This window comes from Streptococcus mitis, assembly GCF_000960005.1.
GTDB lineage: Bacteria > Bacillota > Bacilli > Lactobacillales > Streptococcaceae > Streptococcus > Streptococcus mitis_CK.
This window is the reverse complement of record NZ_JYGP01000002.1, coordinates 150528-162267: the sequence shown is the minus strand read 5'-3', so window position 1 is coordinate 162267 and position 11740 is coordinate 150528. Positions and strand designations below refer to the sequence as shown.

Genomic DNA, 11740 nt, shown 5'->3' with positions numbered 1-11740 from the left:
CCGATAAAACATCATGTTGCTGACGGCTTCCTGTTATGCGGTTTTTGTAGTCTCCAAAATTGTGACCGATAAAACCTCAATAAAAAAGCCCTCTGAAGTCAGAGAGCTGATTTGAGCTCAGGCTAAAATCCTAGTGAAAAAGATGGAACTCCTTGTGTTCATCGAACACGGTGTCGTTTCCCTATTTTCATACGGATTTCTTACGCCCTTAGCATCATGATTCTTGCTGGATAAACCTTTTATAGACTAGGCGACGAGGCGAAGGTTGTACTAATGGTACATCGAGCCGAAGCCAACGAAGTATAGAAACGGTTTAGACGCAAGATTAGCGACGAAGTCCTAGAGAGTTGATTAACTCACGGTAACGGTTAACGTCGTTTTTACGCAAGTATGCAAGCAAGTTACGACGGCGACCGATTTTTTTCATCAATCCACGGTAAGTAGCGTGGTCTTTTTTGTGTTGTTTGATGTGTTCGTTAAGGTGGTTGATTTCCCAAGTAAGGACAGCAACTTGAACCTCTACTGAACCTGTATCACCTTCGTGACGTGCATATTGTGCGATGATTTCATTTTTTTTCTCTTTTGAGATTGCCATGATGTTTCTCCTTTTTATTTGGCTTCATCCGAGTGACAGGTTGGCATGCCTGTAACCAAGAAGAAGTTATTTGTCTTTACGACAATCCCTATTCTACCAATAACTAACTTCTTTGTCAACAGATTTACTTTCTTGTTTTAAAGATGCTATAATAATCATAGCAAGAAATCTAAGTTATCTGTTTTTTAAAACGAGGTGATTATCATGCGTAGATTCTATTTCCATCTCCCCTACTATCTGGTCATATTCTTCTTTTATTGGCCACTTTATGAGTTGTTATCACTAATCATTTCTGACCCCCTTTTGCTCAAGAGTCTCTACGTAAATAATATTCTCTTCTATACACCTCTGGTAATCTTGATTGTATCGCTACTTTATAGCTACCGTTTCCGTTTTTCACTTTGGTGGTTAATTGGTAACGGACTGCTCTTTTGCTTTACTATCATAACCTTTGGTGAATTTATCTGGTTCTACTTTTTAGCCTATGAAACCTTTGCTCTGGTGGGCATGGCTTCCGGTATTGGTATCAAGCATATTCTACAAAAAATGAAAAACAAAAAACTTTCACAAAATCCTTGAAAAATCTCACAATCATGCTATAATAATCCATAGAGACAAGTCACTTAGTCCCTTTCTACTAGAGAGTGCGTGGTTGCTGGAAACGCATAGAAAGCCTAAACTGATACTACTCTTGAGTTTTTATGAAAACATAAAACGGTGGCCACGTTAGAGCCAATCAGAGGTGTCCCTCTTTTTTGAGGAACATAAATGAAGGTGGAACCACGTTGCGACGTCCTTTCGAGGATGTCGCTTTTTGTTTTTCTAGCTTTCACAGTCCTCTGTCCCTGTTTTCAGAATAGGGTTAACACATTCGTCAATAATATAAGTAAGGAGAACATCATGATTAACATTACTTTCCCAGATGGCGCTGTTCGTGAATTCGAATCTGGCGTTACAACTTTTGAAATTGCCCAATCTATCAGCAATTCCCTAGCTAAAAAAGCCTTGGCTGGTAAATTCAACGGCAAACTCATCGACACTACTCGTGCTATCACTGAAGATGGAAGCATCGAAATTGTGACACCTGATCACGAAGATGCCCTTCCAATCTTGCGTCACTCAGCTGCTCACTTGTTCGCCCAAGCAGCTCGTCGTCTGTTCCCAGACATTCACTTGGGAGTTGGTCCAGCCATCGAAGACGGCTTCTACTACGATACTGACAAAACTGCTGGTCAAATCTCTAACGAAGACCTTCCTCGTATCGAAGAAGAAATGCAAAAAATCGTCAAAGAAAACTTCCCATCAATCCGTGAAGAAGTGACTAAAGACGAGGCACGTGAAATCTTCAAAAATGACCCTTATAAGTTGGAATTGATTGAAGAACACTCAGAAGACGAAGGTGGTTTGACTATCTATCGTCAGGGTGAATATGTAGACCTCTGCCGTGGCCCTCACGTCCCATCAACAGGCCGCATCCAAATCTTCCACCTTCTCCATGTAGCAGGTGCTTACTGGCGTGGAAATAGCGACAACGCTATGATGCAACGTATCTATGGTACAGCTTGGTTTGACAAGAAAGACTTGAAAAACTACCTTCAAATGCGTGAAGAAGCTAAGGAACGTGACCACCGTAAACTTGGTAAAGAGCTTGACCTCTTCATGATTTCTCAAGAGGTTGGTCAAGGACTTCCATTCTGGTTGCCAAATGGGGCAACTATCCGTCGTGAGTTGGAACGCTACATCGTAGACAAGGAATTGGCTTCAGGCTACCAACACGTCTACACTCCACCACTTGCTTCTGTTGAACTTTACAAGACTTCTGGTCACTGGGATCATTACCAAGAGGACATGTTCCCAACTATGGACATGGGTGACGGGGAAGAATTTGTCCTTCGTCCGATGAACTGTCCGCACCACATCCAAGTCTTCAAACACCATGTTCACTCTTACCGTGAGTTGCCAATCCGTATCGCTGAAATCGGTATGATGCACCGCTACGAAAAATCTGGTTCCCTTACTGGTCTTCAACGTGTACGTGAAATGTCTCTTAACGACGGTCACCTCTTTGTGACTCCAGAACAAATCCAAGAAGAATTCCAACGTGCTCTTCAGTTGATTATCGATGTTTATGAAGACTTCAACTTGAATGAATACCGCTTCCGCCTCTCTCTTCGTGACCCTCAAGATACTCATAAGTACTTTGATAATGATGAGATGTGGGAAAATGCTCAAACCATGCTTCGTGCAGCCCTTGATGAAATGGGCGTGGACTACTTTGAAGCCGAAGGTGAAGCAGCCTTCTACGGACCAAAATTGGATATTCAAGTTAAGACTGCTCTTGGAAAAGAAGAAACTCTTTCTACTATCCAACTTGACTTCTTGCTTCCAGAACGCTTCGACCTTAAATATATCGGAGCTGATGGTGAAGAGCACCGTCCAGTTATGATCCACCGTGGAGTTATCTCAACTATGGAACGCTTCACAGCTATCTTGATTGAGAACTACAAGGGTGCCTTCCCAACATGGCTAGCACCTCACCAAGTAACTCTCATCCCAGTATCTAACGAAAAACACGTGGACTACGCATGGGAAGTAGCTAAAAAACTCCGTGACCGTGGTGTCCGTGCAGATGTAGATGAGCGCAATGAAAAAATGCAGTTCAAGATCCGTGCGTCACAAACAAGCAAGATTCCTTACCAATTGATCGTTGGGGACAAGGAAATGGAAGACGGAACAGTCAACGTTCGTCGCTACGGACAAAAAGAAACACAAACTGTCTCAGTTGATGACTTTGTTCAAGCTATCCTAGCTGATATTGCCAACAAATCACGCGTTGAGAAATAAAACAATCACAGTCTGAGAAACATTTTCAGAGCCAGAAAAAGCAACAACTATTTCAGCTGTTGCTTTTTATATTTTATTTAATCTGAGCTAGTAGTGATTGGTCAAAGCACCACACAAGATTTACTTTCATGAGTTAGATAAAGTCAGTATCCTCAATCCTTGTCTGCTTCATTTTCTTTTACAAGATCTTTTTGTGAATCCTTTTCAGAGAGTTTTTGATCGATATACTTGTTAATGGTTTCATAAAATTCCTTGGTCGAATCACTGTCTAATTTTGTCGAATTATGAACTTGATTGACTTTCAATTGAACAGATTGAATACCGTAAGAGGCTTGTTTTTGGTGGAGCGTTTCTAATTCTTCTTCTGAAATCGGATCTCCAACAACCGTCAAGACCAACTCATTGTTTCTTGATTTGTAGACTTGATTAATGACCGTGTGATTGGCGAACTCTTTTCCTACAAACTGTTTGATTCCTTCTTTTCGCGCTTGATCTATCGTTAGAGTGACTGCTGAATAGCTGGCTGGAAGAATCAATAATACAATCAAGGATATCAAGCCAATTCTCATTTTAATGTTTAGCTCTTTAAATGAACTTAAGGGAGATTTTCTCATCATAATTCTTGTTCCAACAATGTTGATTAGCATGATAAAGACACAGTTGATCAAGAAAAGATAAAGAGCCCCAAATAAAAATCGTACATTTCCATTAGCTAAACCGTAACCTGCAGTGCAGATAGGTGGCATCAGAGCTGTTGCAATGGCTACTCCTGGTACGATATTGTTTGCTTCTTTTTTCCTTGAACCAATGAAACCTGCTATCCCACCAGCAATAGCAATGAGAACATCCCAAATGGTTGGAGAGGTTCGTGCAATCAATTCGCTACTTTCATAAGATAAAGGAGAAATCCAGAAATACAGAGCTGAGACAAGCAAGCTGACCAATACTTGAGTAAATAAAACCTCTAGAGATTGCTTGATTAAACGCGTATCAAAAATAGCTAAACCAAACCCCAGTCCAACAATCGGTGTCATAAGAGGGGAAATCAGCATGGCTCCAATAATGACAGCCGTTGAATTCATATTTAGGCCGATAGAGGCAATAAAAATCGCACACATCAAAATCACTGTATCTCTTAATCGAACATGAAGATCATCATATAATTTCTCACGGTATTCACGTGTTGAATAGTTTCTGGTCATTGGTTACTCCTTTTATTTCATATAATCTTGTTTCTGCATGGATGAAGGTAGAGAGACTTCTGTCCAATCTTACATATTTTTCTTCTCACCTGTTATTCTTTTGAACATTATCTTTTAAATATCCGTCAGTCCATCCTTAACATTATATCAAAAATTTTACAGTCTTTCTCTGACGAAATCTATCAATTGAATAGATAGATGAAGCAAGAAATTTTTGTTTCCTTATCCGAAGAAGGAAAAACGGTATCTCTCCTTAATACTATGTGTTTTATTCTTTATAATTTAGCTATTTCAAAATTACAAGTTCTCCATTCTTAATTTCCCAAACTTGGTCAAACTTACTTAATAATTCGTTTTGGCGATGTAAAGTAACAATGACGGCACTTGGTAGTTCCAGAACTCTTTCCAATTCCATTTTAAACTGATTAGTATCCAAGGCAGAGAAAGGTTCGTCTAGGATAAGCAATGGATTTTTACGATTTTTCTCACGATTTAAATACATTCGTTGTTGCTGACCACCTGACAGGGATTGTGGTGGAATTTTTTCAAAATCTTCTTCTCTGAATTTTTCATTGAAACTATTGAATAGCGTTACATTATTTTCATAACTCGAAATAAATGTATGTTCTTGTTGCAGAATCATACCGAATCTTCCCCAAAGATGGTCCAAAACAAGCCCATCTAGCACAATTTGTCCTTCAAAATCTTCATCTGTTCCATTTAAAATATTGAGAAGACTACTTTTTCCAGACCCATTCTTACCAATAAGCGCAATTTTATCCTCTTTTTGAATCGTAGCGGAAGTAATTATCAATTTTGATTCTCCCAGTTGTTTGGAAATGTTTTTCAAAGTAATCGTATCAAAAGAATGTTGAGGTGCTTGAACTGAAACGGGTCTCCCAACAATGTTTTGAAAACTCTTGATTACAGGCTTTACGGACTCTAACATTTGTAAATCATAAAGGATTTCCTGTATTGGTTCAGAAAAAGCATTAATATATCCGAAACTCGCCACCACCTCAGGAATACCGAGTTGCTGGTGAGATAGAGAGTAGGCTAAATAAATAAACAGAACAAGACTAATGAATTCAAAAGAAACACCTGTCAATAAGATGCCTGTAATTTTTGTCAAACCATACTTAAAATACTTATCCTGCAAATTCTTTAGAGAACTCTTTTGTTGATTCAAAAAATGCGACATAGTTAGTTTATTTACCAAATGATGTCCCATAAGCAAATCCTCCAAAGTTCGATAGTAATCTCCTTGTTTTTTCAAGTAAACCTGTCTACGATTAGCGGTCAACTTCCCAACGATTTTAGGAATTTGAATACTAATTCCAGTGGAAAAGATTAAAATCAGTGATACAATAGGATTAATTGTTCTGCTAATAATGAAAGCGTAAATGATGATACGTAAAATTTGTTTGATAAAACTCATCAATGGAGGAAGGTAATCCTTTTCCAACGAATCTAGGTCATTAGATTGATAGGAAATATACTCTGCTACTGTTTTCTGCTTAAAATCGTGGTGACTGAGTCCCAGAAGTGAACGAAACCACTCATTTTTCAAAGTAGTCGAAAAGATAATCCCCTGCTTCCAATCAAGTATCATTTGGATATAGTTACAACTCAAATAGCCTGCCACTGACATAGAGTAACCATATAGAGCTACTTGATAATCCCCTTTGATTAATGCCTGCGTGAAATACGGTAACAAAGCTGTGCAGATATTCGATACTACACCAAAAAGAAAATTAAAGAAGAGATACCATCTAATAGTTTTAAGATATGGTAGCATATACGATACTCCTTGCTAATGCGTTTTTTTACATATCGCAGAACAATCTCTACTATTCCCTATTTCAGATAGTGCGATATTCGGACATTGAGTGCAATAATTGTAAATCACACAAGTACTGCAGTTTTTACTATCATTCAAAATATAATTTGCTATTTTGTAAAATATAGGTCTATCCCATGTTTCTTTGATAGATGTAAAATGAATATTTCCAATACTTCTATTGAAAGTAAGCTTTTTCAGTTTTTCTAACGATTTAGGCTATTTCGTGACACACCCACAATCCGTGAAAATTCTGGTTATATCAGATTATGTGATTTTCGTAAGAATTTTATATTGTCTCCAATCATGGCAGTCTCCTTTTACTTGATAAAACTATTATAACATTTAGAAATTAAAAACTGGTTCAAAATCAATAGAATGTGTGTATTCGATACATTCAATAAATTCTTGGAAACAGTTCTACACCAGTTACACAAATCTATATACACCTATCTCATTCAAAATAAAAAGAAAGCTGCAGTTCTTTTAATCCTGTATCAACGATTCATTCTGAAATCGAATAGGAGACATTTCCCAAGTCTACAATTCACTTCATCTCAAATTAATTTTTGTAATTCACCCTTAGTTTATAGATTTTATACTCAACAAAAGTATAAAGCATACAAAACTTCACTTTGAACCAGTATTTATACTATATTCCGTATTAAAAATTCTATTATTGATTTTGTAAAAAACAGTCTTCAAATATCCTGAAATATAGCAAAAAGAGATTGGGTAAAAACTCATTGTCTCTGCTCACTCAAGGACTAGGTTCACTTGAGCAAACTGAATCCGCACTATCGTTCCTTTTCCGACCTCAGACTCGATCCGAATCTGATGACCCAGTTCTTCAGAAATTTTCTTAGATAGATAGAGTCCAAGTCCAGATGACTGCTGGGTCAGGCGTCCATTATATCCTGAGAAACCGCGTTCAAAGACTCGGAGGACATCACTGTTTTTTATCCCGATTCCCGTATCCTTGATACAAAGCTCTTGCCCCTCCATATAAATCTCCAGACCACCTTCCTTGGTGTACTTTAGACTGTTTGAGATGATTTGCTCAATAACCACTAGTAGCCACTTCTTATCCGTCACAATTTCTTTATCAAGGTCATGTAGACTGACATTTAAGCCTTTTTGAATAAAGAAAAGAGCGTATTTACGAATTATCTCCTTAACCAAGTCCTCGATTTGAACCTGCTTTAAGACCAAATCATCATGGAAACTTTCTAAACGCAGGTACTGTAAAACTAGATTGGTATAGGAATCAATCTTGAAAATTTCCTGTTCTAATTGCTGCTTCAGTTGGCGGTCAGCTACTTCTGCAACTAAGAGTTGACTGGCTGCAATGGGGGTCTTTATCTGATGGACCCACAAGGTGTAGTAATCCAGCAAATCCGTCAGTTTTCTTTCTGAATCTGACCTCTGCTGATAAAGTTCCATCTCACGCGCTTCTAATTTTTCTGCTAAAGCCCTTTCCAAAGGAGACTTGGCTTCCCTCTCCCCATAGAGAAGTTCCTGACGATAGACCTGCATTTCTACCAATATATCCCAAGTAAAAAATAAGATGGTTACAAAGCAACACAGCAGGAAAAAGTAGAGAAAGTAAGTTCCTAAACTGGCGAATAAAAACTGAAAGAGCAAAACCAGAAATGCCAAAGAAAGCAGATAGACAAACAGACGACTACGGGAGCGCAGATAGGCTAGAAAAAATGGTTTCCAATCAAGCATGCTTTAATCCGTACCCTATCCCTTTCTTGGTCTCGATAAATCCTACCAAGCCCTGCTCTTCCAACTTTTTACGCAAACGAGCCACATTAACTGAGAGGGTATTATCATCAATGAAAAAGTCACTGTTCCAAAGTTCTCGCATCAGGTCGTCACGCGCTACGATGTTGCCTGCATGCTCAAATAAAACACGTAAAATCTGGAATTCGTTCTTGGTCAAATTCAAGACTTGCCCTTGATAATGTAAATCCATGGATTTGGTATTGAGGATAACACCAGCATATTCCAGTAAACTCTCGTCACGCCCAAACTCATAGGAACGGCGCAACAAGCCCTGAACCTTGGCTAAAAGAACCTGCTGGTCAAAAGGCTTGGTCACAAAGTCATCCGCCCCCATATTGATTGCCATGACGATATCCATAGCCTGGTCTCTCGAAGATAGAAACATGATGGGGACCTTGGAAATCTTGCGGATTTCCTGACACCAGTGATAACCATTAAACAAGGGCAAACCAATATCCATGAGGACCAGATGAGGCTCCGACTGAACAAATAGACTCAAAACTTCCATAAAGTCTTCTACCAGAACCACTTCAAATCCCCATTCAGAGAGCATTTTTCCGACTTGTTGACGAATGACCTGATCATCTTCTACTAATAAAATCTTGTGCATGCGCTCCTCCTTTTCTATTATTATAACAGATTTTTCCATGCTGGAAGGTCTGAAACTGAATTTGAAAGAGCTTGTTTTTAGCTAGTACAAACAGGCAATGCTACTAGCTAATTTGAGGGAAATTTGATAAGATAAATAAAAAGAAAGGAGTTCTTATGGCCAATATTTTTGACTATCTGAAAGATGTCGCACACGATTCCTTTTACGACTTACCTTTGAATGAATTAGATGTTTTAGCCTTAACAGAAACCACCTATCTCTCCTTTGATAATCTGGTCTCAACAAATCCTAGACGTCTCTTAGACCTAGCACCTCTGGTTCCAAGGGAGCCCAACATGTTGACCAGTAAAAATCGCCTCCAGCTATTAGATGAACTAGCTCAACACAAGCGCTTCAAAAATTGCAAACTCTCCCATTTCATCAACGACATCGACCCTGAACTGCAAAAACAATTTGCGGCTATGACCTACCGTCTCACTCTCGACACCTATCTGATTGTCTTTCGTGGAACAGATGACAGTATCATTGGCTGGAAGGAAGATTTCCACCTCACCTATATGAAGGAAATTCCTGCTCAAAAGCACGCCCTCCACTATTTAAAGAACTTTTTTGCCCACCATCCTAAGCAAAAGGTCATTCTGGCCGGGCATTCCAAGGGAGGAAATCTAGCCATCTATGCTGCTAGCCAAATTGAGAAAAGCTTGCAGAATCAAATCACAGCAGTTTATACCTTTGATGCGCCTGGTCTCCACAAAGAATTGACCCAAACCGAGGGCTATCAAAGGATAATGGATAGAACCAAGGTCTTCATACCACAAGGTTCCATTATCGGTATGATGTTGGAAATCCCTGCCTACCAAATCATTGTTCAAAGTACTGCCTTAGGTGGTATCGCCCAGCATGATACTTTTAGTTGGCAGATTGAGGACAAACACTTCGTTCAACTGGATAAGACCAACAGTGATAGCCAACAAGTTGACACAACCTTCAAGGAGTGGGTGGCCACAGTCCCTGACGAAGAACTCCAGCTCTACTTCGATCTCTTCTTTGGCACCATTCTTGATTCTGGTATTACTTCTATCAATGACTTGTCTTCCTTAAAGGCTATCGAACACATTCATCATCTCTTTGTCCAAGCTCAATCTCTCACTCCAGAAGAAAGGGAAACCATGGGACGCCTCACCCAGTTATTGATTGATACCCGTTACCAAGCATGGAAAAATAGATAGTACCTTTCAAAAATCAAATGTATATAAAACAAAAGACCTAGAATACATACTTTCATGTGCATTCTAAGTCTTTTTAAATAAAATCTAACTACCAAATAATTCCTTTATAGGCTACCAAAATGATAATTAACAGCGGGACATAAAAGGCAAGGAAGAGCCATTTCATCTTGACACAGAGGGCCACGTACTCCCGAATAAAAGCAGATGGTATATAGTAGCCTGCCGTCCTACATCCGAGGCCATCTCCCTTCATATTTAACTTACGAGCATAAGTACTGGTACGAAAAACATGATAGTCATTTGTAACAAAGAGAAATTGAGGTTTGGCTACCAGTTTCTCACCAAGTTCCTTAGAAAAGAGAAGGTTCTCGTAGGTAGTCCTTGATTGATCCTCCAGAATAATCGCATCTTGGGGAACATCTGTCTCTTCAAGCAGATAGTTTGTAATGGCCTGCGCTTCAGAAATCTTCTCATCTCCTCCTTGACCACCACTGGCTATGATTTTGATATGAGGATTCTTAGAATTGTGGTAAGCTTCTACCGCTTTATCAATTCTGCGTTTCAGCAGAGGGGTCACCTTTTCCCCGTCCAACAAACCTGCACCATGAATGATGATAAAATCATAATGTTTCTTCTTGGGAATAAAGAGATACAAGATAGAGTACAACATAAAACCCACAAAAGCAAAACCAAAAATAAAGTAAGAATAAGCAATAAATGCAAATAAAATGTTTAGAAAGTGATTGGTGTAAAATAATTCATTTCTATCACCCAATCGAAATGACATCAAGGCAAAAAATAGCAAAATGACTATTCCAAGGAGCATGGAGAGATAATTAGCCTTTGAACGTCCCTCTCGCTTCAGCAGGATAAGGCCATTATAGATTAAAAAGATGCCACCTAGAAAAATCAGTATCGGAAGTAAAATAAAGGAAAATATAAAAAAAGCGAAATGAATCTTCTCATACCCATTTTGATAAAAAAGGTAGCCTAAATAAAAATAACTAGAAATGAGGGATAATAAGAATAATACTGGATTCCACAAACTCCTATTATCCTTCCAAAATGACACTACAAAGGCTAATAGAATTCCTATAACGAGATACATGTCTTCCTCCTTTTATGAGTTCATTCTATCATAATTATCCAAAGAAAAAAAGAGGGCATCTACCCCTCTTACTCCTTCATTTGACTTTCTGCATCGGCCACAACTTGCTCTAAACTGGTCTGACCAAGTTCAGCCTCCATAGCCAGCTGAATTCTCTCCAATTTTTGATCCAAAACATCATGAATATGAGCTCCAACTGGGCAATTTGGATTTGGATTGTCATGGAAACTAAAGAGTTGACCTGTCTTACCAAGACACTCAACCGCCTGATAAACATCTAAAAGACTAATGTCCTTGAGATCCTTAACAATCTCTGTTCCGCCTGTTCCACGCGCGACTGAGATCAACTCTGCCTTCTTCAACTGGGACAAGGTTTTTCTGATAATGACTGGATTGACCCCAACACTAGCAGCTAGAAAATCACTGGTAACCTTGCTTTCCTTCCCCTTGAGGGCAATGATTATCAGCATATGAGTCGCAATGGTAAATCTACTTGGAATTTGCATCCTCTTCTCCTTTTT

Annotated in this window: 10 protein-coding genes and 1 pseudogene; 4 read left to right on the top strand and 7 right to left on the bottom strand. The window is 38.9% G+C overall.

The features are described 5' to 3' along the window. Positions 1-325: 325 nt before the first annotated feature. Positions 326-595 carry a 30S ribosomal protein S15 gene (gene rpsO / locus TZ90_RS02105; protein ID WP_001018251.1) on the bottom strand — a complete coding sequence of 90 codons (270 nt, stop codon included), beginning with the start codon at positions 593-595 and terminating at the stop codon, positions 326-328. A gap of 204 nt (positions 596-799) precedes the next feature. On the opposite strand from rpsO, the gene TZ90_RS10350 reads away from it, so the two are divergent. The 3 genes and pseudogenes from TZ90_RS10350 (at position 800) to thrS (ending at position 3439) form a co-directional block, all read left to right on the top strand. Then, a complete protein-coding gene (locus tag TZ90_RS10350) occupies positions 800-1174 on the top strand; it encodes a hypothetical protein (RefSeq protein WP_045611203.1) in 375 nt (124 codons plus the stop codon). A gap of 100 nt (positions 1175-1274) precedes the next feature. Beyond that, a pseudogene (locus TZ90_RS10680) lies at positions 1275-1455 on the top strand (hypothetical protein). Positions 1456-1495: 40 nt separating this feature from the next. Next, positions 1496-3439: a threonine--tRNA ligase gene (gene thrS / locus TZ90_RS02095; RefSeq protein WP_045611201.1), complete on the top strand. Its 1944-nt coding sequence runs from the start codon at positions 1496-1498 to the stop codon at positions 3437-3439. 152 nt (positions 3440-3591) lie between these two features. Here the strand turns inward: thrS and TZ90_RS02090 are convergent, their stop codons facing one another. The 4 genes from TZ90_RS02090 to TZ90_RS02075 form a co-directional block, all read right to left on the bottom strand. Next, the gene (locus TZ90_RS02090; RefSeq protein ID WP_033686825.1) at positions 3592-4641 is read right to left on the bottom strand and encodes a DUF389 domain-containing protein; all 1050 of its coding nucleotides are present in this window, start codon (positions 4639-4641) and stop codon (positions 3592-3594) included. 286 nt (positions 4642-4927) lie between these two features. Beyond that, entirely contained in the window at positions 4928-6439 is a 1512-nt protein-coding gene (locus TZ90_RS02085) for an ATP-binding cassette domain-containing protein (protein ID WP_033686826.1), read from the bottom strand. Positions 6440-7237: 798 nt separating this feature from the next. Then, positions 7238-8212 (bottom strand): HAMP domain-containing histidine kinase, encoded by a 975-nt coding sequence (locus TZ90_RS02080; RefSeq protein ID WP_045611199.1) that lies wholly within the window; start codon positions 8210-8212, stop codon positions 7238-7240. Beyond that, positions 8205-8882: a response regulator transcription factor gene (locus TZ90_RS02075; RefSeq protein WP_000548991.1), complete on the bottom strand. Its 678-nt coding sequence runs from the start codon at positions 8880-8882 to the stop codon at positions 8205-8207. The genes TZ90_RS02080 and TZ90_RS02075 overlap by 8 nt, the downstream gene beginning before the upstream one ends. A 155-nt stretch (positions 8883-9037) precedes the next feature. Here TZ90_RS02075 and TZ90_RS02070 point away from each other — a divergent pair, with 155 nt between their 5' ends. Then, positions 9038-10111 (top strand): DUF2974 domain-containing protein, encoded by a 1074-nt coding sequence (locus tag TZ90_RS02070; protein ID WP_045611197.1) that lies wholly within the window; start codon positions 9038-9040, stop codon positions 10109-10111. An 88-nt stretch (positions 10112-10199) separates the two neighbouring features. Here the strand turns inward: TZ90_RS02070 and TZ90_RS02065 are convergent, their stop codons facing one another. Beyond that, positions 10200-11219, bottom strand: coding sequence for a YdcF family protein (locus TZ90_RS02065; RefSeq protein WP_000281597.1), 1020 nt, complete (start codon positions 11217-11219; stop codon positions 10200-10202). 68 nt (positions 11220-11287) lie between these two features. After that, the gene (locus TZ90_RS02060; protein ID WP_001166796.1) at positions 11288-11725 is read right to left on the bottom strand and encodes an Rrf2 family transcriptional regulator; all 438 of its coding nucleotides are present in this window, start codon (positions 11723-11725) and stop codon (positions 11288-11290) included. Positions 11726-11740: the final 15 nt, after the last annotated feature.

Bases quoted from the DNA above. Each gene is read 5' to 3' on its own strand.
- rpsO (WP_001018251.1), bottom strand. From the start codon at position 595: ATGGCAATCTCAAAAGAGAAAAAAAATGAAATCATCGCACAATATGCA.
- TZ90_RS10350 (WP_045611203.1), top strand. From the start codon at position 800: ATGCGTAGATTCTATTTCCATCTCCCCTACTATCTGGTCATATTCTTC.
- thrS (WP_045611201.1), top strand. From the start codon at position 1,496: ATGATTAACATTACTTTCCCAGATGGCGCTGTTCGTGAATTCGAATCT.
- TZ90_RS02090 (WP_033686825.1), bottom strand. From the start codon at position 4,641: ATGACCAGAAACTATTCAACACGTGAATACCGTGAGAAATTATATGAT.
- TZ90_RS02085 (WP_033686826.1), bottom strand. From the start codon at position 6,439: ATGCTACCATATCTTAAAACTATTAGATGGTATCTCTTCTTTAATTTT.
- TZ90_RS02080 (WP_045611199.1), bottom strand. From the start codon at position 8,212: ATGCTTGATTGGAAACCATTTTTTCTAGCCTATCTGCGCTCCCGTAGT.
- TZ90_RS02075 (WP_000548991.1), bottom strand. From the start codon at position 8,882: ATGCACAAGATTTTATTAGTAGAAGATGATCAGGTCATTCGTCAACAA.
- TZ90_RS02070 (WP_045611197.1), top strand. From the start codon at position 9,038: ATGGCCAATATTTTTGACTATCTGAAAGATGTCGCACACGATTCCTTT.
- TZ90_RS02065 (WP_000281597.1), bottom strand. From the start codon at position 11,219: ATGTATCTCGTTATAGGAATTCTATTAGCCTTTGTAGTGTCATTTTGG.
- TZ90_RS02060 (WP_001166796.1), bottom strand. From the start codon at position 11,725: ATGCAAATTCCAAGTAGATTTACCATTGCGACTCATATGCTGATAATC.